Origin of the sequence: Acuticoccus sp. I52.16.1 (assembly GCF_022865125.1) — a bacterium.
Taxonomy (GTDB): Bacteria; Pseudomonadota; Alphaproteobacteria; order Rhizobiales; family Amorphaceae; genus Acuticoccus.
In genome coordinates, this window is sequence record NZ_CP094828.1 from 1,099,501 (window position 1) to 1,126,497 (window position 26,997).

A 26,997-nucleotide genomic window follows, 5' to 3' on the forward strand; every position below is an offset into this window, starting at 1 on the left:
ACGGACATGACAACATTCGACCTTTCGGACGACACCGTCGTCGTCATCGTCGGCTCCGGCGCGGGCGGCGGCACGCTCGCCCATGAGCTGACCACCCGCGGGATCGACGTGGTGCTGCTGGAGGCCGGCGGCGAGCAGTCCATCGAGACCTACGTCAACGACGAGTGGGAATCTTTCGGCCAGCTCGCCTGGCTCGACAAGCGTTACGCCGAGGGCGGCTGGCGCGTCGCCACCGACTTTCCCAACCTGCCGGCATGGATCTGCAAGACCGTCGGCGGCTCGACCACGCATTGGGCCGGCGCCTCGCTCCGCTTCCAGGAGCACGAGTTCAAGACGCTGGAGCGCTACGGCGCGGTCGACGGGGCCAACCTCCTCGACTGGCCGATCGACCTCGCCGAGCTGGAGCCCTTCTACGCCAAGGCGGAGGACAAGCTCGGCGTCACCCGCACCAACGGGATCCCGGGCCTTCCGGGGAACAACAATTTCAAGGTCATGTACGATGGCGCCACCAAGGCCGGGTACAAGACGGTGCACACCGGCCGCATGGCGATCAACTCGCGCCCGCGTGACGACCGCAACTCGTGCCATCAGCTCGGCTTCTGCTTCCAGGGCTGCAAGATGGGGGCGAAGTGGTCGACCCTCTATTCCGAGATCCCGAAGGCGCTGGCGACCGGCCACCTGGAGCTGCGCACGCGGGCCCAGGCGCTACAGGTCCTGCACGACGCGTCCGGTAAGGTGACGGGCGTGCTCTATGCCGACAAGGACGGCGCACAGCAGGAGCAGAAGGCGCGCGTGGTGGCGATCGCCGGCAACTCCATCGAAAGCCCGCGGCTGCTCCTCAACTCCGCCTCGTCGCTGTTCCCCGACGGGCTCGCCAATTCCTCCGGCGCCGTGGGGCGGAACTACATGCGCCACACCACCGGCTCGGTCTACGCCGCGATGCCGGAGCCGGTGCGCATGTGGCGCGGGACGACGATGGCCGGCATCATCCAGGACGAGGCGCACCACGACGAGTCCCGCGGGTTCGCCGGCGGCTACGAACTGGAGACGCTGTCGCTCGGGCTCCCGTTCATGGCCGCCTTCCTCGACCCCGGCGCCTGGGGCCGCGACTTCGCGCGCAAGATGGAGACCTACGAGACGATGGCCGGCATGTGGATCGTCGGCGAGGACATGCCCCAGGCCGACAACCGCGTCACCGTCCACGCCACCGAGCGGGACGCGCACGGCATGCCCGTCGCCGTGGTCACGTTCACCGACCATCCGAACGACGTCGCCATGCGCGAGCACGCCTACACGCAAGGGGCGGCCGTGTACGACGCGGCCGGCGCCGAGGAGACCTTCCGCGTGCCGCCCTACCCGTCGACCCACAACCTCGGCACCAACCGCATGAGCGCGCGGCCCGAGGACGGTGTCGTCGACCGCTTCGGCCAGACGCACGACGTCGCCAACCTGTTCGTGTCGGACGGCTCGCAGTTCACCACCGGTGCGGCGGAGAACCCGACGCTGACCATCGTCGCGCTCGCCATCCGCCAGGCCGGGCACATCGCCGACCGGATGAGCCGCGGCGAACTCTGAACCCGGGCACCTCCCTGCCCGACTGTCGCCCGCTTCCCCCCGGAGGCGGGCGTCTTTTCGTCTGCGCGTGCCGCCGGGCGGCGGGGCGACCCGACCGCGCGGTAACACCAGATATGACGCGGCCGAACTATCCCCGCAGGCCGATCGGCGCCACCCTGACCCGGCAACGCGTCTCGAAAGGGGGCCGCACACGTCAGCTGCCCACAGCGCTCGCTCCGACCGGCACGGCGACCGGAGGACTTGCGCGACCCGAGGTCATTTTGCATGCCACCCGGTACGCGCACGGCCCGGCACGGCACGCCGGCGCGCGTTGGCGCGGGCGCTCCCGGTGGCCTGCGTCCCGGCGGCGGACCGCCCGCCCGGCAACGACGATAACCCGCCCCTCGTGGGAGCGATGGAGAGGACCACTGCCATGGATCTTGGATTGAGCGGGCGCACCGCCCTCGTCACCGGCGGCTCCAAGGGGATCGGCCTCGCCACCGGGCGCTGCCTCGCCGCCGAGGGTGTCGACGTCACGCTCGTCGCCCGCAGCGCCGACGTCCTGGCCGCGGCGGCCGCCGGCATCGCCGGCCCCGGCAAGGTCGCCACCCTCGCCGCCGACCTCGCCGACGAGGCCGAGCGCCGGCGCGTGGTCGAGGCGGTCGGCCCGGTGGACATCCTGGTGAACAATGCCGGCGGCATCCCCGGCGGCAATCTCCTCGAGTTCGACGACGCGCGCCTGAAGGACGTCTGGGAGCTGAAGGTGTTCGGCTACATCTCCCTGTGCCGCCACTACTACGGGCTGATGAAGGCGCAAGGGCACGGCGTCATCGTCAACGTCATCGGCAACGCCGCCGAGGCGCTCGATTTCGACTATATCGCCGGCTCCACCGCCAATGCCGGGCTGTGCGCCTTCACCCGCACGCTCGGCAGCGTCTCCTCCCGCGACGGCATCCGCGCGGTGGCGATCAACCCCGGCCCGGTGGATACCGACCGGCTGAAGACGCTGATGCGGAAGAAGGCCGCCGACCGCACCGGCTCGGCCGAGAACTGGGAGGCGCTGAAGGAGCCCCTCCCCTTCGGCCGCGCCGCCAGCGCCGAGGAGATCGCCGCCATGGTGGCGATGCTGGCGTCCGACAGATCCGCCTACACCAGCGGCACCGTCGTCACCATCGACGGCGGCATCGCCAACCAGAGCCGCACCTTTTAGCGCGCCGGCCCCGCCGCGCCCCGCCCGACACCCAACGGAGACCCCGACCCCAATGCCTTATGTGACGACCGACGATGGTGTGAAGCTCTACTACGAAGAGGCCGGCAGCGGCGTCCCGGTGGTGTTCGTGCACGAGTTCGCCGGCGACTGGCGTAGCTGGGAGCCCCAGATGCGCCACTTCGCCCGCTATTATCGCTGCATCACCTACTCCGCGCGCGGCTTCCTGCCGTCCGACGTTCCGGCCGATCCGGCGATGTACTCGCAAAGCCGCGCCCGCGACGACATTCGCTCGATCCTCGACGGGCTCGGCATCGACAAGGCGCACATCGTCGGCCTGTCGATGGGCGGGTTCGCCACGGTCCACTTCGGCTTCACCTACCCGGAACGCGCCCTGTCGCTGACCATCGGCGGCTGCGGCTACGGCGCCGAGCCCGACAAGCGCGAGCAGTTCGCCGCCGAGGTCGAGGCCACCGCCAAGCGGTTCGACGACCTGCCGATGGAGGAGGTCGGCGGCGGCTACGCGCTCGGCCCCACGCGCGTGCAGTTCCAGAACAACGACCCGCGCGGCTGGCAGGAGTTCCGTGACCAGCTGGTCGCGCACTCGGCGCTGGGCTCGGCCAACACCATGCGCGGCGTGCAGAAGATGCGGCCGTCGCTCTACGATCTCGTCGACGACATGGCCGGGATCACCGCGCCGACGCTCATCATCACCGGCGACGAGGACTGGCCCTGCCTGGAGCCGTCCATCCTGATGAAGAAGGTGATCACCACCGCCGCGCTGTCGATCATCCCCAACGCCGGGCACACGATCAACATCGAGACCCCGCACGAGTTCAACCGCGAGCTGCAGGAGTTCCTGCACAAGGTGGATTGCGGCGCCTGGAAGGCACGCGACCCGCGCGCGATGATCGACGGTATCCTCGGCACGAAGAAGTAGCCGGTGCCCGGCATCGCCGACCGCAGCGCCATGGCGCCCCCTCTCGCGGGGGCGCCTCGTGCGCGTGCGGGGGGCTCAGCGGCCCTTGAAGCGGGGGGCGCGCTTCTCGACGAAGGCGGTGCGCCCTTCGCGATAGTCCTCGCTGCCGGTGGCGCGGGCGGTGGCGACGGCGATCCGCTCGGCACGCTCGGCGGTCTCGCCCTTCGTGAGTGCCTCAAGCACCAGCTTGCTGCCGGCGATCGACAGCGGCGCCACCGTCTCCAGCGCCTCGGCCCGGCGGCGTGCGGCAGAGAGCGCGTCCTCCGTGCTCACTTCGCTGACGAGGCCCATGGCGAGCGCCTCGGACGCATCGCGCGCGCGGCCGGAAAACAGCATGTCCTTCGCCGCGGTCAGCCCGACCACCTCGTAGAGTGCGCGCGTCTCCTCGATGCCGTAGACGATCGACAGCCGCGCCGCGGGGATCGCGAATACGGCGGTCTCGTCGCAGATGCGGAAGTCGCACGCCACCGCCAGGCCGCAGCCGCCGCCGTAGGCCGGGCCGGAGACGGCCGCGAACGTCGCCTTCGTGCACTCGGCGATCGCCTCGGTGCAGCGGTCGACCCGGCGGGCATATTCCTCGGCCCCTTCCTGGGTGGCGCGGACCGTGGCGAACTCCTTGATGTCGGCCCCGGCGCAGAAGTAACCGCCGGCACCGGTGAGGATGATGCTGCGCAGCGACTCGTCCTCGGCCAGCTGGTCGAAGATGTCGGCCAGCTCGTGCCACATGGCGAAGGTGATCGCGTTGCGCTGGTCGGGCCGGTTCAGCGTCACCACGGCCGTCCCCTGCGTCGGGCGCGTGACCATGATCTGCGCGGCCGTCTCCTGCTGCTCCAGGAGCGCGGCGACGTCCTCGTCCTCGCCCAGCTCCACGATGGCGCCCGCGCCTGCCTCGTTTCCGTTCGCCACCACCGGCGCCCTCCCTCTCGTCACGTCGGCCGGACCCTAGACCATCCGACGCATTTGACCACGCATAGAATCGGGATGCGATATGCGCATCCCGTCCCGACGACCCGAGCCAGATGAGCCCCCGAGCATGAGCGACCACCCCACCCCCCAGCGCGCCCTGTCCCACATCCGCGTCATCGACCTGACGCGTGTGCGCGCGGGCCCCGCCTGCTGCCGCATCCTCGCCGACAACGGCGCCGACGTCATCAAGGTGGAGGCGCCCGAGGGGCTCGACCCCAACGCCGGCATCAACGGCAACCGCGACAGCCACGACATGCAGAACCTGCATCGCTCGAAACGGTCGATGACGCTGAACCTCAAGGCGCCGGAGGGAAAGGCGGTCCTGCGCAAGCTCATCGAGAGCGCCGACGTCGTGGTCGAAAATTTCCGACCGGACGTGAAATACCGCCTCGGCGTCGACTACGACACGCTGGCGGCGATCAACCCGCGCATCATCCTGGCGTCGATTTCGGGCTTCGGCCAGGACGGGCCGTACGCCAAGCGGCCCGGCTTCGACCAGATCGCCCAGGGGCTGGGCGGGCTGATGGCGGTGACCGGGATTCCGGGCCAGGGGCCGATGCGGGCCGGGACCGCGATCGCCGACCTCTCGGCCGGCAACTTCGCCGCGATGGGCGTGCTGATGGCGATCATCGAGCGCGAGCAGTCCGGCAAGGGGCAGTGGATCCACACCTCCCTGCTGGAGGCGCAGATCGCCATGATGGACTTCCAGGCCGCGCGCTATCTCGTCGACGGGGAGGTGCCGCCGCAGGCCGGCAACGATCATCCGGTGACGACGCCCACCGGCGTGATGCCGACGGCCGACGGTTACCTCAATCTGGGTGTCGCCGGCGACGGGCAATGGCGCTCGCTGTGCGAGGAGATGGGCCATCCCGAGCACGCGACCGACCCGAGATTCGCCACCGTCGAGGCACGCACGGCCAACCGGCCGCTGGTGCGCGAGATCCTGGAGCCGCTCTTCATGCAGGATACCACCGAGTCCTGGCTGGAGCGGCTGGAGGCGTGCAGCGTGCCCGCCGGGCCGATCTACACCATGGACAAGGTCTTCGCCGACCCGCAGGTGGAGCACCTGAAGATGGCCGAGCCGGTCTCCCATCCGCGGCGCGGCGAGATCCGCCTCGTCGCCACGCCGGTCCACCTGACGCGGACCCCCGGCGGCATCACCCACGCCGCCCCCGACGCCGGCGAGCAGACCGACGCGATCCTCGGCGAGCTGGGCTTCTCGGCGGACGAGGTCACCGCGCTGCGAGCGGCCAAGGCGGTGTGACCCTCGCCCGGCAACCGGCCGGGCGACGACGGTCGGGGGCGAGCGGGCTCGCCCCTCGCGCTCCCGCCGGCGCGGGTGTCAGCGCGACGGCAGCGCCGCGCCCAGCCGGGTGGCCAGCGGGACCAGCCACGCCTCGCTCCACGCCGGGCCGACGAGCTGGATCCCGGCCGGCAGTTCCCCCTCGATCGGAACCGGGATCTGCACCGCGGGGAGGCCCGCCGCGTTGGCGATCGCGGTCAGCTCCCCCTGGTTGGCCGGGGGTTTGGTGGTATGCGGGAAGGCCCGCTGCGGCGTCGTCGGCAAGAGGAGGACGTCGACCTCCCGCAGCAGGCGCCGAGCGGCGACGCCGACCCGGTGGAGCGTCGCCGCGGCGCCGACGACGCGCGGCCCGCCGAGCCCCGCCCCGAATGCGAGCATCGCCCGGAAGTCGGTGCCGAACCGGTCCGGCTCGGCGGCGATCTCCGGCCCCAGCAGCAGCGCCGCCTCCGCCTCGATCACCAGGAAGGCATCCTTGCGGGTCCGCGCGGGGTCCCAGCCGGCGAGTTCCACCTCGCGCGCCTCCGCCCCCAGCACCGCCAGCGCCTCCGCCGCGCGCCGCAACGCCTCGCCGACCGCCCCGTCGAGGTCGACGCCGGGGAGATCGAGGATACCCACCACCGGCGGCTCGCACCGTGGCCCGGCCGCCGCGACCCGCTCGGCGAGCGGGACGCTGTCGACGTCGGCGTGGTCGTAGAAGCAGAGGGCGTCGTAGCCGGCCATCAGGTCGGCCGCGGTGGCGGCGAGGACGCCGATGGTGTCGAGGCTGGGCGCCAGCTCGGCGATGCCGGTGCGCCCGATCGCCCCGCGCGTCGGCTTCAGCCCCCATACGCCGCAGTAGGACGCGGGGATGCGCACCGAGCCCAGCGTGTCCGATCCCAGGGCCAGCGGCACGTACCCGGCCGCGACCGCCGCCGCCGACCCGCCGCTGGAGCCCCCCGCGGTGTGTCCTTCGGCATGGGGGTTGATGGTGGCGCCGTGATGCGGGTTCGCGGTCGTGGCGCCCAGCGCGCCCTCGTCCATATTCGCCTTGCCGACGATCACCGCCCCCGCCCGCTTCAACCGCGCGACGGCGAAGGCGTCGGCAATGTCGGCATCCGGCGGGGCCCGGTGGCCACCGGTCGTCAGCGTGCCGGCCATCGCCAGGTTGTCCTTGACGGCCACCGGAATGCCGTCGAGCGGGCCGCGCGGCGCCCCCGCCGCCCAGCGCGCGGCAGACTCTCGCGCCGCCGCCATCGCCTCCGCCTCGGTGAGCGAGACGAAGGCGTTGATGGCCCCCTCACCGGCGGCGATCCGGGCGAAGGCCTCCTCGGCCAGCGTCAGCGCGGTCGCCGTGCCCGCCTCCAGCGAACGGCGCAGAGTGGCGATGTCGATCATGGTGGCTCAGCTCGTGTGCAGGCGGCCGTCGGCAACGTCCCAGGTCACGAACGCCGCCGTGCCGGGCGCGAAGGTCGCCCCGTCCTGGTCGGAGACGTGGCGCACGTTGATCTCGCGCCCGTCGGCGAGGCGCACCTGATGGCGCGTCACGAACCCGAGGTAGAAGGTCTCGACACAGGTGACCGGCAGGCTCGGGCCCGGACCGGGCGCCGCGGCCACCCGCATCGTCTCCGAGCGGACCGAGAGCGAAGCCTCGGCGCCGGCCGCCACGGGCTCACGCGTCGGCACCGCCACCGTCGCGACACCGACGTCGAGTTGCGCGACGCCGTCGGCGACGGCGGTCACCCGGCCGTCGAGGATGTTGTTCTCGCCGATGAAGTCGGCCGTGAAGCGCCGGCGCGGGGCCTCGTAGAGCTCGCGCACCGTGCCCGCCTCGACGAGCTCGCCGCCGGAGACGATGGCGAGCCGGTCGCCCACGCTCATCGCCTCCTCCTGGTTGTGGGTGACGTGGATGAAGGTGATGCCGAGCCGTTCCTGCAACTGCTTGAGCCAGAAGCACATGTCCTTGCGCAGCTTGGCGTCGAGCGCGGCGAGCGGCTCGTCGAGCAGGATGATGTCACTCTCCAGCACCAGCGCGCGGGCGAGCTGGACACGCTGTTGCTGCCCGCCGGACAGCTCGAACGTGCGCCGGTCGCCGTAGCCGGCGAGGCCGACGACCTCCAGCATCTCGTCGACCTTGGTGGCGATGACGTCCTTGGCGACGCCCTTGATCTTCAGCCCGTAGCCGATGTTCTGCGCCACCGTCATGTGCGGGAACAGCGCGTAGGACTGGAACACCATCGACGTCGGCCGCTTGTTGGGCGGCAGATGGACGACCGACCGGCCGTTGATCTTCAGATCCCCCGACGTCGGCTTCAGGAACCCGCCGATGAGGCGCAGCAGCGTCGTCTTGCCGCCGCCCGAAGGCCCCAGCAGGACGAAATACTCGCCTTTCGCGATCCGCACGTCGACGGTCTTCAGCGCCCGCACGTTGCCGTAGCTCTTGGAAAGGCCCACGGCCTCGACCGCATACTCGTCCATGTTGGTCCTTCTCATGGGGTGTCGCGGCCGCTCAAGCGGGCAGCGCGAGCGCCTCTTCGCCGCGCCGCCGCCGCTCCGTCTGCCCGGCGCGCAGCATGGTCACGACCAGCACCGTCCCGATGACGGCGATCGCGATCGACGAAACGATGCCGCCCATCGCATAGCTCTGCTCGGACATGCCGGTGTTGAGCATCTGCGACACCAGCACGGTGGTGAACGTGTCGAACCCGCCCTTCAGGATCGCGGTGCGCGTGTACTCGTTGAAGGTCAGGATCATCACGAAGGCGCAGGAGGCGAAGACGCCGGCCTTCACCTGCGGGAACTCCACGTCCCAGAAGGCGCGCCAGGCGGCGGCGCCGCACGCCCGCGCCGCCTCGGTCTGCTCCGGATGGAAGCGGCCGAGCGTGATGAGGATGACGATGAAGATGTACGGCACGGTGTAGACCACGAGGCCGATCACCGCGGTGGTGACACCGAGCTTGAACCAACCCTTCATGAAGGTCAGGCCCGTCAGCGCGGCCAGCTCCTGGAAGCCGCCGTTGAGGGTCTTGAAGAAGACCAGCAGCGCCGAGGCGAAGATGTCCCCCGGCACGAAGAGCGGCAGCAGCATCAGCGCCACGAGCCACGCCTGGCTGGGACGGCGCTTGAACTGCTTGGCCGCCAGCAGGCCGAGCGGCACGGTGACGACGAGGTTGACGAGCCCCAGCATCAGCGTCCACCCGAAGGCGTTGACCAGCAGCGAATCGGAGAAGACGGCGGCGTACCAGCCGGTCGTGAACTCGTAGTTCGCCGCGCCGAAGCCGTATTCGTTCAGCGAGATGTAGTAGTTGTAGAAGGTCGGCGTCATCAGGATGAGCACGACACCGAAGAGGTAGGCCCACATCAGCCGGTAGGACCAGGGGTTGGCGTAGTCGTCGCTCACGGCATCAGCTCAGCGGTGCGAGGAGACGGCTCAGGTTGAACACCCTGTGACCGAGGTAGAGGAGACCCATCAGCGTGACCACCATGATGGCGCTGATGGCCATCGCCAACGGGAAGTCGAGCGCGATGATCGCCTGCGTGGCGATCAGCCCCGCGTTCACCGCCCCTGGTCCGCCCAGGATGTTGGGCACGAACGCGTTGCCGATGCCGTTGATGAAGATGAACACCGCCCCGGCGAAGATGCCCGGCGCCGCCAGCGGCACGATCACGTCGCGGAATTGGCGCCAACGCGAGGCGCCCAGGTCCTGGCACACCTCGAAGACGTACTTCGGCACCGCCTCCATCGCCAGGAAGCCGGCGAAGATGATGAACGGCAGGAAGCTCAAGATGTCGCCGATGATGACGCCGACGGGGGTGAACAGGAACCAGGTGATCGGCTCGGTGACGAGGCCGGCGTCCATCAGCACCGTGTTGACGAGGCCGTTGCGACCCAGCACCGGGCGCAGCATGAAGATGCGGATCACCTCGGAGATCATGAACGGCAGGATGAACAGCAGGAGCACCCGGTGCCCGGCCGCCGGCGGGACGTGCTTGCGCACGAACACGGCGATGGGAAAGCCGATGCAGAAGCAGATCACCACCGAGATCGACGAGTGCACCATCGACATGAGGAAGTTCTCGAACCGGGCGGACGAGAAGAAGTTGATGTAGGAGAAGAGGGTGAACCCCGGCTTCATCCAGAACATCGTCCGCTCGTAGAAGCTCCAGATCACCGTCATCAGCGACGGGATCAGGAAGAACACCGTCATGAACGCGGCCGGGACATAGTAGATCAGCTTGCCGGCGCGGCTCTCGCCGGCCATGCCGAGGTCGGCCGCGATCGACCGTCCCCGGCGCCGCGTCGTCGCGGCGTCGGGAGGCGAGGGCGCCGGCTGCGGCGATGCGGTCAACGCGACGCCCCGTTCACGCCGACTGCACCTTGGACCACCAGTCCTGATAGGCGCGGATCTCGGTCGGGAACACGTTCTGCCACGAGTTGCCGGGGACGGCGTAACGCGCCTGCTGCCGCTCGCGGCGCTCGGCGATGACGGCTTTCATCTCCTCGGAGAAGTCGGGCGAGGAGTCGATATAGTCCATCACGCCGGTCATCTGCGGCTGGTAGCCGTAGGTGGCGATGATGCGCGCGCCGAACCACGGGTCGAGGTAGAGGTTCATCAGCTTGTAGAACGCCTCGGCCTGGCCGCGCTCGTCACCGCCGTTGGTGAGCATCCAGATGTTGTTCCAGGTCTGGTGCCCCTCCTTCATGGTGCCGTAGCGGATGTCCTTGCCGGCCTTCTTGGCGGCGACGATCTGCACCGGTTCCCAGCAGGACTGCAACAGCACCTCGCCCGACGACAGAAGGTCGACACCGTTCTGGAAGCCGTCCCAGAAGGTGCGGAACTGGCCCTCCTGCTTCTTGGTGATGAGGAACTCGGCGACGCCCGCGACCTCGTCGGCGGTCATGTCGGAGGGGTCGGCGATGTCGAGCTGGCCGGACTGCTTCAGGTAGATCGCGGTGTTGGTGAAGGTGGGGCCGAAGTCGTTCTGAAGCGCCACGCGGCCTTTGAACTCCGGCGCGAAGCACGCCTCCCAGCTCGTCAGCTCCTCACCCACCTCCTCGAAGTCGAAGGCGAGGGAATCGGCGTTGGAGATGTAGGGGATGGCGTAGATCGTGTCGTCGTAGCGGATGGTGGACGCGGCGTCGCCGCCGTCCTTGTAGGCGTCGATGATGTTGGCGAAGTTGGGGATTTGCGCGGTGTCGAGCGCGGTGATGGCACTTTGCGAGGCGAGCGCATCCTCCATGCCGCCGCCGTTGTCGGTGATGGCGTCGTAGAGGTCGTTGCCGTCACCGACGACGAACTTCTGGATCGCCTGGTCGGCGCTGCCGGACTTGGCGTTGTAGACGATGTCGATCCCGGCCTGGGCGCCCATGTCGCCCCAGTCCTTGCCGCCGGTGCCGGGCTCGGCGCCGACCTTGGCCACGCCGATGGTCCAGATCCTGAGCGGGTCGGCGGCGAATGCGCGCGATAGCCCCAGAGAGCTCGTGGCACCGACGAGGCCGGCCGCGCCGACGGATTTCAAGAGAAATCTGCGCGTGAAGTCCATCTGATCCATGTCTCTCTTTCCCTCACATCTGCGGCGCTATGAATTCATTCGGCCACCGTTTGCCGAGCCCGAGGCCGCAGGGCCCGGTTTCAGCAATTGGCATGCCAAATGATGCCGCGGCATCTGCCCCCCGACAATACCGACGCCTCCCCTCCCCTGATCGGCGCGCGGCGGCATATCCGCCATGCCGCGCCGTGACGATCGGCAGTCGCGGCGCGGCCGGAGATGGCGGCGGTGCGGTGGGTCGGGCCGCCGTGTCGGATCGGCGCTCAGCCGGCGCGGCTCCGGCGCAGGGCGCGGGCAAGCGCGACGAGTTCGGCGCGGTCCGGCGCGGGCGCGGCGCGGGCGAAAAGCGCCCGATCGACCCGTTCCAGCGCGAAGGTCTCCGCCGGCGGGCGGGCACGCAGGAGCGTTGCGGCGTTGCTCCGGAAGGCGGCGAGGTCGCCGGCCCGCGCCGCGCGCATCAACGCCCGCTCCCGGCGCGTCGGCACCACGCGCGCCACGCGGCGGCGCAGTTCGTCCGTCGTCGCCAGCCGCACGCCGGAGAGTGCGGCGCCGAGGACCAGCGCCACGCCTAGCACCCCCGCCACGACCACCGCCCAGCCGCGGCCGAAGCCGTCGCGCCACGCCTCCACGCGGTTCTCGCCGAAGCCCAGCACCGCGATCGGCGTGGCGGGGAGCGTCACGGCGTGCACCTCGCGGTCCAACGTGTCGAAGAACGGGATCTCCACCTGCGGCAGCACGCCCGGCTCGCCCGTCTTGGGCTGGAAGGTCCACTCCCAGGTCACGGTGCTGATCGGCCCGCCCCAGGTCAGCTCCGTCGTGCGTTCCTCGGCGCCGACGAAGGTGATGAGCCACGGCTCGCGCATCGGCGGCTGCGGCGGGAGCATCTCCGCCGTCGCCCCCAGCACCCACAGCGTCACCCGCCGCGTCACCGTCGCGCCCGGCTCGAGCTGGCCCGGCCCCTTGTCCCACCGGTCCGACAGCTCGATCATCTTCGCCGGCAGCCACCAGGCTCCGTCGGACGCGAGCGCCCCCTCGACCTCGACTGTCAGGGCCTCGGAGCGGATCTCTGTGACGCTGCGCCCGCCCTCCGGGTCGGCGATGGTGAGGACGTCGCGCACGGGCTGGATGGTGAGGCTGCCGGCCCGGCGCGGGAAGAAGGCGAGGCGCCGCTCCATGATGCGCACCTGCCGGCCGTCGACCCGTTCGGCGCGCCAGGCGTCGCGCGTGAGCTGCATCCAGTCGAACCCCGGCATGCGAGGGATCTCGATCTCGTAGCGGGCGATGGCGACGTCGTCCTCGAAGGTGCCGCGCAGGGTGGCGAGGATCATCTCCCGCTCGCGCGGTGGCGCGGTGAGCGGATCGAGCACGATCTCGAGCGAGGCCTCGCGGGGGGTCAGCGGGCGCGCCACCGCCGGGCCGGCCAGCGCCGCCAGCGCCGCCAGCACGGCGACCAGGACCGCCGCGAGGAGCCGCCGCACTACCATGGCGTGGCCTCCGCCGGCGCCGGAAGACCCGCCGCGCGGCGCCGATCATATTCGGCGACGAGGCGCTTGCGCAGATACTCGCCGGGCGCGTCCTCCAGCGTGTCGAGCCAATCCTCGGTCGCCGTCAGCGTGCGGGCGTCGACCGCCTTGCGGATATCGGTGTTGGCGACGACCGGCACGTGCGGATTGTCCGGATCGAACGCCGCCGCGGCGACGCCCTGCTCTTCGAGATGCGTGCGGATGCGGCCGCGGCCGGTCGCCTCGCCCATCGTCGGCGGCACCAGCGCCGCGACGATCTCGCGGTTGTGCCGCGCGTCGGCGTCGAACCGGTTGGCGAAGAGGACGGCGTCGAAATAGGCGGCGGAGAGGGCATAGTCGCCCGTGGCCGCGAGGCTGTTGCCGCGATTGTAGGTCACCCGCCGACCGATGCCGCGGAAGGTCTCGTCCGCCTCGGCGTAACGGCCGAGGTCGTAGAGGGCGGCGCCCCGCACGGCCGGATCGCCGAGCCAGGGCAAGGCGAGACCCGGATAGCCGGCGAGGTAGGCGAGCCGGGCGAAGGCCGCCGGCCCCGCCGCCAGCGCAGCCACCACGGCGAGCGCCGCCATCGCGGCGAGCGGACGGGCCCGCAGCCAGCCGATCATCGTGCCCTCCGGAAGACGAGCAGCGCCGGGAAGAGCGAAAGGAGCAGCAACGCGCGGCCGTGATCGTCGTACATCAGGGCGGCGATGTCGCGCGGGACGGTCGTCGTGACGGCGGCGGCGAGATCGTCGGCGAGGCGCTGGGCGCCGGCGAGGTCGGTCGCGGTCCCGCCTCCGGCGGCGGCGAGCCGGGCCAGCGCCTCCGGCTGCGGCCGGGGCATGGCGTAGGCGGTTTCCTCCGGCGCCACGAAGATCGCCGACACCACGACCCCGGACGCGGCGAGCGTCTCCACCGCGGCCAGAGCCTGCGGGCCGATGCCGCCGCCGTCGGAGATCAGCACCACGTCGCGCCGCTGCGCGCCCTCGGTCGGCAGGATCTCGGCGGCGAGGGCGAGCGCGCGGTCGGGGCGGCTGCCGGCGTCGGGCATCGTGTCGGGTCCGAGCGCGGCGACGAGTGTCTCCAGCAGCTCCGGATCGTCGGCCGGGGCGCTGGCGAGATAGGCATCGCCCGCGAACAACACCAGCGCCGCCGGCCGGGCGGCCGAGGCGAGGAGCCGCGCCGTCACCGCCCGCGCCCGGTCGAGCGCCCCGCCCTCGGTCATCGAGCGGGACATGTCGACCGCGACGACCATCGTGTCGAGGCTGCGCAGCGCCGGCGCGGTCTCGCTCTTGGTGGCGGGCCCGCTGAGCGCCAGCGCGGCGATGGCGGCGGCGAGCGCCAGTGAAAGGATGCGCCGGTCGCGCCCGGCCGCCCGCACGAACCCCACCGCCGCCAGATGGGCGGCGAGGCGCGGGTCGATGAGGCTCGCCCACTCCGCGCGCCGCTCCCGCCGTGCCGCCAGCGCCGCCACGGCCGCGATCACCGGCAGCGCGGCGAGCCACCATGGCCGCATGAGGGTGAGGCCGGCGATCTCGATCATCGCCGCCCGTCCGGATCGGGGTTCGGGGTGGTGGTGGGGGTCGCCCGCCTCACAGCAGCCGCCGCCCGGTCGCCACGATGACAAGTGCCAGCACCAGCGCCGCCCCTGCCGGCCAGGGCCAGTAGGCCTCCATGGTGCGGATCGGCGGCACGTCGCTCTGCGACGGCTCCAGCGTGTCCACCGCGGCGGCGACGGCGGCGAGTTCGTCGGTCGTGCGCACGCGGAACATCCGCCCCCCGCTCGCCGCCGCGACCGCTTCGAGGGTCGCGACGTCGAGCGCGTCGGCGCGGCCGACCTTGCCGATGGCACTGTCCGGCCCCAGCGCCACCGTATGGACGCGGATGCCGAGCCGCGCGGCGAGACGCCCCGCTTCCGCGGGGTCCACGGTGCCCGTGGTGTCGACCCCGTCCGACAGGAGGATCACGACGCGGCTCCCGGCGGGTTCGCCCTCGAGGCGCTTCATCGCCAGGCCGAGCCCGTCGCTGATCGCGGTGGAGCGGCCCGAGACGCCGACCGTCAGCGTCTCGATGACGTGGGCGACGCTGGTGACGTCGTGCGTGAGGGGCGCGGCGACGTAGGCCCGGTCGCCGAACACGACGAGGCCGACGCGGTCCCCGGCCCGTCCTTCGACGAAACGCGCCGCCACCGCCTTCACCGCTTCGAGGCGCGAAACGCGGGTGCCGTCGAGCAGGAAGTCCTCCTTCTCCATGGAGCCCGACAGGTCGATCGCGAGGACGACGTCGCGGCCGGAGGCGGTGATCAGGTCGACGTTGGCGGGGCGCTGCGGACCGGCGAGCGCCAGGACCAGCAGGGCCCACACCAGCGCCGGAGCCCACAGGCCCACGCGCGGCGGCCCGTGCACCTCGCCCCCCATACGCCCGGCGAGCGCCGGCGGCAGGTAGGCCGCGGCCGCGGTCTCCGCCCGCGGCGGACGCAGCAGGTAGGCGAGCACCGGCAGCAGGAGGAGCGCGAAGGCCTCCGGGGCGGCGAAGCTCATGGCGCCGCCGTCCGCCGACGCGCCGCGCGCAGGATCGCGGCCTCGACCGCGGCGGCGAGCGCGGCCGGGTCGGCGGGCGCGCGCCGGGCGTAGAGCGCGGTGTCGAGATCGTCCGGCCGGGGCGCGCGGCGCTCGGGGTCGAGCCGGGCGAGCAGGTGGGCGAGGCCGAGGATGCGCGCTTCGGCCGGCGCCGCCCGCAGCGCCTCGATCTGCCGCTCTGCATCGGCGGCGGGATCCTCCCTGCGGGCGAGCAGGGGCCGGACGAGGGCGACGACGAGGATCGCGGCGGCGACGCCCAGCGCGAACGCGGCCAATGCATCGGCGAGGCCGAGGGTGGCATAGTCCGCCGGAAGGCGGATCGGCCGGAGCTGCGCGACCAGCGCATCGGCGTCCATCAGGCGATTTCCAGCGCGGCGAGGTCGTCGGCCCCGCCATCGGCGTGGGTGCCGATAGGGACGACCGTCGCCCCCAGGGCACGCAGCACGGCGACGCGGGCGTCGTCGGCGGCGGGGATGCGACCGTCGAGCACCAGCCCGTCGTCGCCATAGTAGGTGAGCCGGCGGGCGGGCGGGGCGGTCTCCAGCGCGTCACGCACCAGAAGCAGCACCAGGCGGCGGCGCCGGGCGATCGAGCCGACCACCGCCTCGAACCCCTCCCCCGGCGTATCGAGCCCCGTGGCGCAGACGATCGCACCGCCCCGCGGCACCAGCCGGGCGGCCCGCTCGAGCACCGCGTGCAGCGGCTCCGGCGGCGCATGGCGCTGCGTGCGAGCCTCACCGAGCGGCGCGGCGGGCGCAGGGGACGAGTCGGACGGACGCGGGCGCGCGCCGAACGCGGCCAGCAAGGGGCCGAGCCCACCCCGAGCGGGGGCGGCGGTCGCGATCCGGGGCCCGCCCTCGGCGGCGGCCTGAGCCTCGGCGAGGGCGCGGGCGTGGCCGGCCTCCAGCGCGCCGGCGACCTGCATCATCGTACGTTCGCGCGGGCGCACGGCGATATGGTCGAGCCCCCCCTCACGCACCGCCAGCAGGCCGACCTTGCCGCCCGCGTCGATGATCCGCCACCCCAGCACCGCGAGGGCCGCCGCACCTGCCACCGAACGCAGCCGGCCCCGCGTCGCCCACAGCATCGGCCGGCGGAAGTCGGCCACCAGGAGGGCGGCACGGTCGCGCTCTTCGTGGAAGGTGCGCACGTGCAGGCGGCCGGTGCGCGCGGTGGCGGCCGGGTCGGCATGGCGCAGATCATCGCCGTCGACGAAGTGGCGCACGTCGTGGATGTCGAGCCCGTGGCCGCGGCGGCGGCCGGCGAACCCGCCGGGCCGCAGCACGCTGGGGATCGCCATGCGCTGACGCGGAAGGGAGCCGTGGCGCAGCGCGACGAGATCGTCGAAGCGGACCTCGGTCGCGGGGGAGCCGGGCGACGCGGCGTGGCTCATGCCCCCGGCCCGCACCCCGACGGCGAACGGCGGGGCCATCGCGCAGCGCGGCTCGACCTCACAGCGGCCTCACCGCTTCGACCGCGGCGGCGATCAGCCCGCGCGCCGTCTCGCCGTCCGCCGTCGCGCGCCAGGTCGGCACCAGACGGTGGGCGAGGATGTCCCCCGCCAGCGCGGCGACGTCCTCCGGCACCACATAATCCCGCCCGCCCAGGAAGGCGCGCGCCCGCGCCGCGGCGGCCAGCGACAGCGACCCGCGCGGCGACACCGCATGGCCGACACGTTCGGCGATCGCCGCCACGCCGCCCGGCCGCGTCGCCACCACGAGGCGCACGATGTAATCCTTCACCGCCGGCGAAAGATGGACCTCGGCGACGGCCGCGCGCATCGCCTCCAGCGCGGCGTGCGTCACGTGCTCCTTCATCGGCGCCGGCCGGCCGAGCCCTTCCCCTTCGACGAGGTCGAGGATGGCGAGCTCGGTCGCCGCGTCCGGCAGGTCGACCATCACGTGGCACAGGAAGCGGTCGAGCTGCGCCTCGGGCAGCGGGAATGTGCCCTCGTGCTCGATCGAGTTCTGCGTGGCGACCACCATGAAGGGGTCGTCCAGCAGCCGCGTCGTGCCGCCGACGGTCACCTGCCCCTCGGCCATCGCCTCCAGGAGAGCCGACTGGACCTTGGGCGGCGCGCGGTTGATCTCGTCCACCAGCACGAGATGATGGAAGACCGGGCCAGGCACGAATTCGGTCACGCCCCGCTCGGGCCGGAAGACCTGAATGCCGACCACGTCGCCCGGCATCAGGTCCGGCGTCGCCTGGATGCGGGCGAACGTGCCCTCCACCCCGTCCGCGAGGCGCTTGACGGCGCGGGTCTTGGCGACCCCCGGCGGCCCCTCGATCAGGATGTGGCCGCCGACCAGGAGCGCGATCACCAGCCGCTCGACCAACGCGCGGTGGCCGACGAGACCGGCCGTCATCGCCTCTACCAGAGCGGCGGCGGGCCGGTGCGCGGTGGCGATCCGGGAGGTGTCGTCGAGGGAGGTATCGGTCATGTCGCACTCGCTTGCCGGCGGCATCCGGCCGCACCCGAGTGTCCCGCCAGACGGCACGAAGGAAAAGGTGCCGAAGCACCGACCTTAGTGCCGGTGGTCGCCGTCGCGCCGGGTCAGAACTCGAGCGGCATCGCGTCCCGCACTTCCTTCATGACGAAGAATGTCCGCGTCTGGCGCACGCCGGGGAGCGCGATCAGCGTCTCGGCGTGCAACTTGTTGAAGTCGGTGATGTCGCGCACGCGGATCTTGAGAAAATAGTCGAAATCTCCGGCGACGAGGTGGCAGTCGATGACGAGGTCGAGGTCGCGGATGGCCGCCTCGAAGTCGGCGAAGCTCTGCGGCGTCGACCTGTCGAGCACGACGCCGACCATGACGAGGGTCGCCCGGTTCACCTTCACCGGCGCGACGTGGGCGCGCACGGCCGCGATGAACCCGTCCGCGAACAGGCGTTGAGTGCGGCGGTGGCAGGTCGCGGCGCTGACGTGCACGCGCTCGGCGAGTTCGGCGTTGGTAAGCCGCCCGTTCGCCTGCAGGTGCTTGAGGATGTTGCGGTCGATCCTGTCCAATCCATCGATCAAGGAAGCTTCTCCCGAATTATGTGAGATCGCCGGAAGAACATCGCAAATTTCGTCCATATTGTCGCAAGGAAAGACATATGGACAGTGATTTCGAGAGCACCTTTCACGCAAGCTCTGTCATCTTCGGCGCCTCCCCCCCGACGAGACGAGTGCGCGATGAAGCTGGACCAATTCGAGCGATATCCCCTGACGTTCGGCGCGACGCCGATCGAGCCGCTGCCGCGCCTGTCCGCGGCGCTGGGCGGCGCGGTCGACATCTGGGCCAAGCGCGAAGACTGCAACTCCGGCCTCGCCTTCGGCGGCAACAAGCTGCGCAAACTCGAATATATCGTGCCGGATGCGATCGCCTCGGGCGCCGACACGCTCGTCTCCATCGGCGGCGTCCAGTCCAATCACACCCGCATGGTGGCGGCGACGGCGGCCAAGATCGGCATGAAGTGCGTCGTCGTGCAGGAGAAGTGGGTGCCGCACTACGATGCCGTCTACGACCGGGTCGGCAACATCTTGCTCTCTCGCCTGATGGGGGCAGAGCCACGCATCGTCGAGGACGGATTCGATATCGGCATTCGCCGGAGCTGGGAGGATGCCATCCAGTCCGTGAAGGACCGCGGCGGCGTGCCCTACGGGATCCCGGCCGGCGCCTCGGTGCACAAGTACGGCGGCCTCGGCTACGTCGGCTTCGCCGAGGAGGTGAAGGCGCAGGAGGCCGCGCTCGGCTTCACGTTCGATTATATCGTCGTGTGCGTCGTCACCGGGTCCACCCAGGCCGGCATGATCGTCGGCTTCGCGGCGCAGGACCGCGCGCACACCGTGATCGGGATCGACGGGTCGGCCACCCTCGACCAGACCCGCGCGCAGGTGCGCCGGATCGTCGACCATACGGCCGAGCTGATGGACCTCGGCCGCACCGTGCGGGACGACGAGATCGTCATCAATCCCGACTATGCCTACCCCGCCTACGGCGTTCCCAGCGAGGAGACCAACGACGCGATCCGTCTCGCCGCCCGCACCGAGGCGCTGATCACCGACCCGGTGTACGAGGGGAAGTCGATGCAAGGGATGATCGACCTCATCCGGAAAGGCGAGATCCCGGCCGGGTCCAAAGTGCTCTACGCCCACCTTGGCGGGGCACCGGCCCTCAACGGCTACAGCTACTATTACAAGGACGGCTGAGGCCTAAAGCACCCAGCCCTGGCCGAAGAGGCGGGCGTTGAGCGGCTCGATCACGTCGCGCCGCGCCTGCAGCGCACCGAGCACCGGGGCGAAGCGCGGCTCCTGCAGGAAGACCCAGCGCTCCAGCGTCTTCATGTCCGCCGCCGAGCCCGCGAAGTCGGTACGGTCGAAGCTGCTGCCGCCGCCCACCGCGGGCACGTGGTCGGCGGTGTTGTCGCGCAGCGGCAGGCCGATGCGGGCGAGGATGCCGGCGCGATAGTCCGCGTCGCGGCTCCAGTCGAGATAGGAGACCAATACGGCGCCCGGGCAATGGGCCGTCTCCCCGGCGAACTCGCGCGCATACTGGACCCAGAGGTCCAACTGGCGGTCGAACGTGGCGATCGCGCGGTCGACGTCCTTGTCGCGCACCTCGAACAATTTCAGGCGGCTGGCGGCCCAGTTGAAGACGTCGCGCAGGAGGATGAGCGTCACCCGGCGCGCGGCGGGGCCGACGACGGCGTCGTGATCGGCGATCAGCGGCCGGCCGGCGAGGCGGACCAGCTCCAGGTTCTCGTAGGAGATGACGAGGAGCGGCTTGGCCGCCTGCCGCAACGCCTCCATCCGCGCCACGTCCCAGCGGTCGACCTTCACCGTGCCCTCGACCGGTCCGGCACGATGGTAGAGGAAGGGATCGGCGAAATGGTCGACATTGTTGAGGAAGACCGGCGGCGTGTCGGCCTGCTTCACCAGCCAGGCGATGAGCGCGTGGTTGCCGCTGCGCTGCAGGCCGAGGACGTCGATCTCCAGATCGGTGGGACCGGGCGTGGTCGGCACCGGCGGACCGGCCTGCGCGTCGACCAGGCGCTGCGGGTCGCCGCCCGTCACCACCGTCTCGACGAAGCGGCCGAGCGACAGCCCGCGTCCGGCCATCGCATGGGCCACCGTGTGCTCGGCCTCCTGCACCGTGACCCGGCGCACGGCGGCGCGGTCGGCCGCGACGAGCCGGTCGGCGTGGCGACGGTCGGCCGGCTGATTGCTGCCGTGGACGACCGTGTAGCGGATCGCCGGGTCGATGCGCGTGGCCGCGTCGTCGAGCGTCCAGGCCGTCACATCCGCGGCGTGGCGTGCCCAGCGCCGGTCGAAGGCGGCGAGGTCGGGGCGGATCGTGCTCTGCGGCGCGAAGGCGATGGCGTGGCGGCACCCCGGCAGGTCCCGCGCCAGGGCGACGGCGGCGAACCCGCCCATCGCGTTGCCGGCCGCCACCGTCTCGGCGATCCCCGCCCGGGCGGCGTGGGCGGCGAGGATCGCGCAGGCGGCCCGGTCGCAGCCGTTGTACCAGAGCCGCGCCTTGTCGGTGACGATGTAGGCCGGCCGCTCGCCGCGCAGCGCGTCCGCGAAGGCGAGCGGGGTCAGCCCGGCGACGCGCGCCTCGATCCCGGCGAAGACCACGAGCGCCGCGCCCGCCCCACCGGCGCGGTAGGCGATGCGCAACCGCTCGTCCTCGTGAACGATCTCCGGCGGGGTGAGGCTGCGACCCGGTCCGGGGCGGGCGGGCGTGGTGTCCATGGATCCTCGTGCGCCGGGATCCGCCGGCGGTCGCGGACGGCGCAGCGGCGCGCCGGGGCTGGACATAGGCCACGCCCGGCGGGCAACGCAACTCGCCGCGCCGGCGGACGGGTAGGTGGAACGGCCGGGTGGACCGGTGGCGGGTTGGCGGGCGGGTAGGCGGCCGTCAGGCCGGCTCGTCGGCCGTGGCGGGCACGGTGAACTGGGCGCACCAGCCGTGCGGCGCGATGCGGCCCGCGACGAGATCGCACTGCGGCCCCGCGAGCGCGCTCGCCAGATAGTGGCTGCATCCGGCACAGCGCTGCTCGCCGTGTGGGCGCTCCATGTAGTCGACCATCGCGCGGTCGAGGGCGCCGCCGCCCGCTCCGTCGAGCGTCCCGCCCCTCAGTGGCAACGTCCCCTGGCGGCATCGACCGTCGATCAATACGCGCCCCATGATTGTCCTCCCCCGGCGCGGCCGAGCCGCCATGTTCGCCAAACGCGGACCCGTCGCCGCTCTTTTTATCAATAGTAAAATATCATTCAGATTCAAGCTAGAATAATTACAATCTAAATCCCAATGCACCGCACGTCGCGGCGACGGGGACGAGCCGGCCATGTCGACGACGGCTCGCTGCGCTATCTACCGGCGCATGTCTCAGCCGTTTTACATCGAGTGGGGCGCCATCGCCCGGCTCGCCCTCGTCCAGGCCGCCATCGCGGCGGTGACCGTGATCCCGATTTCCACCATCCCGCGGCTGATGGTCGAGGAGATCGGCCTCATGGCGCTGCTGCCGGCGGGCCTCATCGGGGTGCACTACACGGTGCAGACCTCGCGGGCGCGGTTCGGCCACGGGTCCGACCGCAGCCGGCGCCGCACGCCGTGGATTCTGGGCGGCGTGGTGCTGCTGGCGGTATCCGGCGTCGGCTGTGCGCTGGCGACGCGGCTGATGGTGGCCTCGCCGGTAATGGGCTACATGGCGGCTCTTCTCGCCTACGCGGGAGTCGGTGTCGGGATCGGGGCGGCGGGCACCACGCTCTTCGCGCTCGTGTCGACCACGGTGGCGCCGCAGCGGCGCGCGCCCGCCGCGACGACGATCTTCCTGACGATGATCCTCGGCCTGGTGCTCACCTCCAAGCTCGCCGGATCGGCACTGATTCCCTTTTCCTACGCGACCCTCGTCGGTGTCTCGCTGACGGTGAGCCTCGCGGCGCTGGCGGTGACGGGGCTGGCCCTCCTCGGCCTCGAAGCCGGACACGCCCCCTCGCCCGCGGCCGCCGACACGGCCGCCCCCGCGCGCTTTCGCGAGGCCTTCGCCGAGGTCTGGCGCGACGGGCGCGTGCGCGGGTTCACGGCCTTCATCTTCCTGTCCATGTTCGCCTACAACATGCAGGAATTGGTGATGGAGCCGTTCTCCGGCGCGGTGTTCGGCCTGGAGCCGGGCGCGTCGACGCGGCTGTCGGGCGATCATCACGCCGGCGTCTTCGCGGGGCTCATCGTGGTGGCGGTCCTGGGGCGGCTTGCGAAGGGGCGGCCGACGGCGCTGGTGGCGGCGACCGTCTTCGGCTGCCTGGCATCGGCCGCGGCGCTGGCGGGGCTCGCCGCGGCCTCCGTCGCCGCGCCGGACTGGCCGCTGCGGCCCACCATCCTCCTCTACGGCCTCGCCAACGGCGTCTTCGCCGGCGGGGCGATCGCCGCCATGTTCTCGCTCGCCGCCGACGGCGAGGGGGGGCGCGAGGGCACGCGCATCGGCATCTGGGGCACGGCGCAGGCGCTGGGATTCGGTCTCGGCATGGTCGCCGGCGCCGGCCTTCTGGACCTCACCCGCACGCTCGCCGCCGACCATCTGGCCTTCGCGAGCGTGTTTCTGGCCGAGGGCACACTTTTTGCGCTTGCGTCTTTCGTCGCAATACGTGTGCTGCCCGTCGCGCCGAAAACCCTGGAAATCCGCACCGTTCGAGGCTGACCAATTGTCTCAGCCCCACTTTCGCATGGCCGAAACCGACACGGCGACGCTGGACTCGACCCCCCACAATCAGAATATGTCTAATGCGAGATCCGATTGAGGGCACGATGGACTACGAGCGACACTTCGCCGATAGCCTCGATGCGCTGAGGAACGAAGGCCGCTACCGCGTCTTCGCCGACCTCGAGCGCCATCGCGGCGCCTTCCCGCGCGCAACGCGTCATCATCGCGGCCAGGGGCCCGATGAGGTCACGGTGTGGTGCTCGAACGACTATCTGGGAATGGGCCAGCACCCCGCGGTCCTCGCCGCGATGCACGAGGCGCTGGACCGCTGCGGCGCCGGTGCCGGCGGCACGCGCAACATTTCGGGCACCAATCACGACCACGTGGAGTTGGAGCGCTCGCTTGCCGACCTGCACGGCAAGCCCGCAGCCCTCCTGTTCACCTCTGGCTACGTGTCCAACTGGGCCGCGCTCGGCACTCTGGCGGCAAAGCTCCCCCATTGCGCCGTGTTCTCGGACGCGATGAACCATGCCTCGATGATCGAGGGCATCCGTCACAGCCGGGCCGAGCGGCACATCTTCGCCCACAACGACCCCGAGGATCTGGACCGCCGCCTTCGCGAGGTCGACCCGAGCCGTCCCAAGCTCGTCGCCTTCGAGAGCGTCTACTCCATGGACGGCGACATCGCCCCCATCGAGGAACTGTGCGACGTGGCCGACAAGCACGGCGCCATGACCTACCTCGACGAAGTGCACGCGGTGGGCCTCTACGGCCCGCGCGGCGGCGGCATCGCCGAGGCGCGCGGCCTGATGGACCGCCTCACCGTCATCGAGGGGACGCTCGGCAAGGCGTTCGGCGTCGTCGGCGGCTACATCGCCGCGTCGAAGAACCTGTGCGACTTCGTGCGCTCGTTCGCCTCCGGCTTCATCTTCACCACGGCGCTGCCGCCGGCGGTGGCTGCCGGCGCCCGCGCCTCGATCGAGCACCTGAAGACCTCCAACGCCGAGCGCGAAGCCCACCAGGCGGTCGTCGCCAAGGTGCGCGCGCGCCTGAAGTCGATCGGCATCCCCGTGCTCGACAATCCGAGCCACATCGTCCCGGTGATGGTGAACGACGCCGCCAAGTGCAAATGGCTCTCCGACATCCTGCTCGACCAGCACGGCGTCTACGTCCAGCCGATCAACTATCCGACCGTTCCCAAGGGCACCGAGCGGCTGCGCATCACCCCGTCCCCGGTCCACACCGATGCCGACATCGACCATCTGGCGCACGCCTTGTCGGATCTCTGGTCGCAGTGCGCCCTGGCCCGGACGTCCGCCGTCGCCTGACGCATAAATCACCTACAAGTTGAAACAAGGCGGCTCCGGCCGCCTTTTTTCGTACCCGGCGCCCCCATCGGCGCGTCGATGCGCCGCATTCCCGGCGCTCGAGTCGGCAGGCGCCGACCATCGATTCGACGGCCACAGCCCCAATGATCGTTCTATAGTCAAGCGCCAAGCCTCCGGCGCGACACTTCACGGCAGGCATTTATCCACACATGCCGATCGTCTGTGGAAAACTTCTGCGGCCATTCGATCGAATTGTTTGTTTCACCGAGGCGGAGGGTTCCCACCCCGCGACACTCGGCGCTAACAGGGCCCCGCCGGCGCCGAGACGCCGCCGCCGCCGATGGGACACCTCCACGTTGAGGCCTCGGCATCCGCAAACAGGACCACGAACATGCTTCACGCTAGGGCCGCCCTCGCGACGGCTGTCGCCGCTCTCTTCCTGGCCACCTCCCTGCCGATGGCGACCGACGCCATGGCCGGCAAGGTCAGCAGTGGTGTGGCGTCGTATTACGGCAAGCGCTTCCATGGCCGCCGTACCGCCAACGGCGAGCGCTTCAACATGAACGCCCTCACCGCCGCGCACCGCTCGCTGCCCTTCGGCACCAAGGTCAAAGTCACCAACCCGCGCACTGGCCGCTCCGTCACCGTGCGCATCAACGACCGCGGGCCCTTCCACGGCGGACGCAGCATCGACCTTTCGCGGGCTGCCGCCGCCAAGATCGGCATGGTCGACGCGGGCGTCGCCAAAGTGAAGATCGAAATCCTCTGACACGACGCCGAGCGGTGCCGTCGCGCCGCTCCTCCGCCGCCACCCTCACCATCACCGATCCCGATCGCCCTGCGCCACCAGAAAGAATTGGCCGCATGACGAGGGTTGCGTCACGCTGGCCTCGACGACGGGGAGCACGGCGATGATCACGATCCACGGGATGACCGACTCCGGGAACTGCTACAAGCCGCGCCTGCTGGCCGCACTCCTGGAGATCCCGTTCCGCCACAACGAGGTCTCCTTCCTCGACGGTGGCACGCGGGACCCCGCCTTCCTGGCGAAGACGCCGAACGGCAAGGTCCCGCTGCTCGAGCTGGAGGACGGCCGCACGCTGCCCGAATCGAACGCGATCCTGTGCTACCTGGCCGAAGGGAGCCGCTTCGTACCGGCCGACCGGTTCGCGCGGGCGCAGATGATGTCCTGGCTCTTCTTCGAGCAATATAGCCACGAGCCCCATGTCGCGGTGCGCCGCTCGCTCGTCGTCTATCCGCAGCTCGCCGCCTCGGCGACGCCGGAGCGGATGGCTGCCACCCTGGCCGGAGGCCGCAAGGCGCTGGCGGTGATGGAGGCGCGCCTTGCCGTGGCGCACTGGTTGGTGGACGACGCGCCGACGCTCGCCGACATCGCCCTCTACGCCTACACCCACCTCGCTCCCGAGGGCGGGTTCGACCTGGCCGAGACGCCCGGCATCGCCCGCTGGCTCGCCCGCGTCGCCGCTCTCCCGCGCCACCGCCCGCTCGACTGGACACCCGCCGGCTAGCCCAGCCCCGCGCCGGCGCACCACGACAAGATGGCGGCCCCACCGATGAAGGTGAGGCCGCCATGGTCGCAGGGACGGATCGGGTCGAGGGGGTTTGGCGGCGCGCGTCAGCCGAAGAGGGCGTCGACGTCGTCCTGGTTGACGACGCCGTAGTCGCCGTCCAGCGCCGGACCGTTGAGGAGATCCTTGTCGGTCTTCTCCTTCTTCTCCACCGGTGCGGTCAGCTCCTGGGCCTTCCACACGTCGACCATCGAGGCGATTCGCTCCTCGATGAACGACAGCGAGGCCACCACCTTCGAGATGCGCTGGCCCGTGATGTCCTGGAAGTTGCAGGCTTCGAAGATCTGGATGACGCTGTTGGAGATCGACTGTGCGCGCTCCGCGTTGGCCCCCTCCAGGTCTCCCGCCATCTCGGCGACCAGCGTGTCGATCGTCTCGGCGGCGGCGAGGATGGTGTCCGTCGCCATCTCCGTGCCTTCGACGACGGCGCGCAGTTCGTCGGCGGCCCGGGCGTTGGACTGATCGCCCTCGCTTCGGGCGTAGAGGGCGCCGATCTCGGTCTTGGTGACGTCGATCCGCTTTTGAATATCATCGACGCCGCTCCACAGGGCGATCGCATTGTCGACCTTCTGTTCGCTGGCCCCGCCGCTGCCTTGGCCGCGTGCGGTGTGCAGCTCCTTGAGGATCGTCTCCACCTGGTGGGTCATCGGCGAAGATTCGGCAAGACGCCGTGCTTCTGCGATCTCGACCCGGAATGGTCTTGCCATGTCCAAATGACTCCGTTGACGCACGACCTAACGATACACGCAACGGACGCATTTTCAACCTGAGGGCGCAGGCG

26 protein-coding genes are annotated in these 26,997 nt (G+C 70.9%); 9 read left to right on the forward strand and 17 right to left on the reverse strand.

The features are described from left to right. The first annotated feature begins 6 nt into the window (after window positions 1-6). From MRB58_RS04910 to MRB58_RS04920, 3 genes are all read left to right on the forward strand, one after another. Complete coding sequence (locus tag MRB58_RS04910; protein ID WP_244780619.1) at window positions 7-1,575, forward strand: GMC family oxidoreductase; 1,569 nt, start codon at window positions 7-9, stop codon at window positions 1,573-1,575. Window positions 1,576-1,987: 412 nt separating this feature from the next. Further along, a complete protein-coding gene (locus MRB58_RS04915) occupies window positions 1,988-2,764 on the forward strand; it encodes a short-chain dehydrogenase/reductase (protein ID WP_244780620.1) in 777 nt (258 codons plus the stop codon). A gap of 52 nt (window positions 2,765-2,816) precedes the next feature. Beyond that, complete coding sequence (locus MRB58_RS04920) at window positions 2,817-3,701, forward strand: alpha/beta fold hydrolase (RefSeq protein ID WP_244780621.1); 885 nt, start codon at window positions 2,817-2,819, stop codon at window positions 3,699-3,701. A gap of 75 nt (window positions 3,702-3,776) precedes the next feature. On the opposite strand, the gene MRB58_RS04925 is transcribed toward MRB58_RS04920, so the two are convergent. Next, complete coding sequence (locus MRB58_RS04925) at window positions 3,777-4,649, reverse strand: enoyl-CoA hydratase/isomerase family protein (protein ID WP_244780622.1); 873 nt, start codon at window positions 4,647-4,649, stop codon at window positions 3,777-3,779. Between the two features lie 124 nt (window positions 4,650-4,773). Between MRB58_RS04925 and MRB58_RS04930 the strand changes: the two genes are divergently transcribed. Then, a complete protein-coding gene (locus MRB58_RS04930) occupies window positions 4,774-5,970 on the forward strand; it encodes a CaiB/BaiF CoA-transferase family protein (RefSeq protein WP_244780623.1) in 1,197 nt (398 codons plus the stop codon). 78 nt (window positions 5,971-6,048) lie between these two features. Here the strand turns inward: MRB58_RS04930 and MRB58_RS04935 are convergent, their stop codons facing one another. From MRB58_RS04935 to MRB58_RS04995, 13 genes are all read right to left on the reverse strand, one after another. Continuing rightward, complete coding sequence (locus tag MRB58_RS04935; protein ID WP_244780624.1) at window positions 6,049-7,383, reverse strand: amidase; 1,335 nt, start codon at window positions 7,381-7,383, stop codon at window positions 6,049-6,051. 6 nt (window positions 7,384-7,389) lie between these two features. Further along, window positions 7,390-8,463, reverse strand: coding sequence for an ABC transporter ATP-binding protein (locus tag MRB58_RS04940; RefSeq protein WP_244780625.1), 1,074 nt, complete (start codon window positions 8,461-8,463; stop codon window positions 7,390-7,392). Window positions 8,464-8,494: 31 nt separating this feature from the next. Continuing rightward, window positions 8,495-9,385 (reverse strand): ABC transporter permease, encoded by an 891-nt coding sequence (locus MRB58_RS04945; RefSeq protein ID WP_244780626.1) that lies wholly within the window; start codon window positions 9,383-9,385, stop codon window positions 8,495-8,497. A gap of 4 nt (window positions 9,386-9,389) precedes the next feature. Next, a complete protein-coding gene (locus tag MRB58_RS04950) occupies window positions 9,390-10,334 on the reverse strand; it encodes an ABC transporter permease (RefSeq protein WP_244780627.1) in 945 nt (314 codons plus the stop codon). 13 nt (window positions 10,335-10,347) lie between these two features. Further along, complete coding sequence (locus MRB58_RS04955) at window positions 10,348-11,538, reverse strand: PotD/PotF family extracellular solute-binding protein (RefSeq protein ID WP_244780628.1); 1,191 nt, start codon at window positions 11,536-11,538, stop codon at window positions 10,348-10,350. A gap of 260 nt (window positions 11,539-11,798) precedes the next feature. Then, on the reverse strand, window positions 11,799-13,019 hold the full coding sequence (locus MRB58_RS04960) for a hypothetical protein (protein WP_244780629.1): 1,221 nt from the start codon (window positions 13,017-13,019) through the stop codon (window positions 11,799-11,801). Next, window positions 13,013-13,660, reverse strand: a complete 648-nt coding sequence (locus MRB58_RS04965; protein WP_244780630.1) for a hypothetical protein — start codon at window positions 13,658-13,660, stop codon at window positions 13,013-13,015. The genes MRB58_RS04960 and MRB58_RS04965 overlap by 7 nt, the downstream gene beginning before the upstream one ends. Then, window positions 13,657-14,577 (reverse strand): VWA domain-containing protein, encoded by a 921-nt coding sequence (locus tag MRB58_RS04970; protein WP_244780631.1) that lies wholly within the window; start codon window positions 14,575-14,577, stop codon window positions 13,657-13,659. The genes MRB58_RS04965 and MRB58_RS04970 overlap by 4 nt, the downstream gene beginning before the upstream one ends. Window positions 14,578-14,626: 49 nt before the next feature. Next, on the reverse strand, window positions 14,627-15,574 hold the full coding sequence (locus MRB58_RS04975; protein ID WP_244780632.1) for a VWA domain-containing protein: 948 nt from the start codon (window positions 15,572-15,574) through the stop codon (window positions 14,627-14,629). Then, complete coding sequence (locus MRB58_RS04980) at window positions 15,571-15,969, reverse strand: hypothetical protein (protein WP_244780633.1); 399 nt, start codon at window positions 15,967-15,969, stop codon at window positions 15,571-15,573. Before MRB58_RS04980 ends, MRB58_RS04975 begins: the two co-directional genes overlap by 4 nt. Continuing rightward, on the reverse strand, window positions 15,969-17,006 hold the full coding sequence (locus MRB58_RS04985; protein WP_244780634.1) for a DUF58 domain-containing protein: 1,038 nt from the start codon (window positions 17,004-17,006) through the stop codon (window positions 15,969-15,971). Before MRB58_RS04985 ends, MRB58_RS04980 begins: the two co-directional genes overlap by 1 nt. Window positions 17,007-17,064: 58 nt before the next feature. Then, window positions 17,065-18,054, reverse strand: coding sequence for an AAA family ATPase (locus MRB58_RS04990; protein WP_371747233.1), 990 nt, complete (start codon window positions 18,052-18,054; stop codon window positions 17,065-17,067). A gap of 113 nt (window positions 18,055-18,167) precedes the next feature. After that, entirely contained in the window at window positions 18,168-18,632 is a 465-nt protein-coding gene (locus MRB58_RS04995; RefSeq protein WP_244780635.1) for an Lrp/AsnC ligand binding domain-containing protein, read from the reverse strand. A 156-nt stretch (window positions 18,633-18,788) separates the two neighbouring features. Here MRB58_RS04995 and MRB58_RS05000 point away from each other — a divergent pair, with 156 nt between their 5' ends. Next, window positions 18,789-19,805, forward strand: coding sequence for a 1-aminocyclopropane-1-carboxylate deaminase (locus tag MRB58_RS05000; RefSeq protein WP_244780636.1), 1,017 nt, complete (start codon window positions 18,789-18,791; stop codon window positions 19,803-19,805). A 3-nt stretch (window positions 19,806-19,808) separates the two neighbouring features. On the opposite strand, the gene MRB58_RS05005 is transcribed toward MRB58_RS05000, so the two are convergent. Then, complete coding sequence (locus tag MRB58_RS05005; RefSeq protein WP_244780637.1) at window positions 19,809-21,350, reverse strand: hypothetical protein; 1,542 nt, start codon at window positions 21,348-21,350, stop codon at window positions 19,809-19,811. A gap of 166 nt (window positions 21,351-21,516) precedes the next feature. Then, window positions 21,517-21,786 (reverse strand): hypothetical protein, encoded by a 270-nt coding sequence (locus MRB58_RS05010; protein WP_244780638.1) that lies wholly within the window; start codon window positions 21,784-21,786, stop codon window positions 21,517-21,519. 160 nt (window positions 21,787-21,946) lie between these two features. Here MRB58_RS05010 and MRB58_RS05015 point away from each other — a divergent pair, with 160 nt between their 5' ends. The 4 genes from MRB58_RS05015 to MRB58_RS05030 all read left to right on the forward strand — a co-directional run bounded on the left by MRB58_RS05015 (window position 21,947) and on the right by MRB58_RS05030 (window position 26,156). Beyond that, window positions 21,947-23,296 carry a BCD family MFS transporter gene (locus MRB58_RS05015; RefSeq protein ID WP_244780639.1) on the forward strand — a complete coding sequence of 450 codons (1,350 nt, stop codon included), beginning with the start codon at window positions 21,947-21,949 and terminating at the stop codon, window positions 23,294-23,296. Between the two features lie 107 nt (window positions 23,297-23,403). Beyond that, a complete protein-coding gene (hemA, locus tag MRB58_RS05020; RefSeq protein ID WP_244781897.1) occupies window positions 23,404-24,627 on the forward strand; it encodes a 5-aminolevulinate synthase in 1,224 nt (407 codons plus the stop codon). Between the two features lie 391 nt (window positions 24,628-25,018). Then, entirely contained in the window at window positions 25,019-25,396 is a 378-nt protein-coding gene (locus tag MRB58_RS05025; RefSeq protein WP_371747234.1) for a septal ring lytic transglycosylase RlpA family protein, read from the forward strand. Between the two features lie 142 nt (window positions 25,397-25,538). Next, window positions 25,539-26,156, forward strand: coding sequence for a glutathione S-transferase family protein (locus MRB58_RS05030; protein ID WP_244780640.1), 618 nt, complete (start codon window positions 25,539-25,541; stop codon window positions 26,154-26,156). 107 nt (window positions 26,157-26,263) lie between these two features. On the opposite strand, the gene MRB58_RS05035 is transcribed toward MRB58_RS05030, so the two are convergent. Then, complete coding sequence (locus tag MRB58_RS05035) at window positions 26,264-26,923, reverse strand: protein phosphatase CheZ (RefSeq protein WP_244780641.1); 660 nt, start codon at window positions 26,921-26,923, stop codon at window positions 26,264-26,266. Window positions 26,924-26,997: the final 74 nt, after the last annotated feature.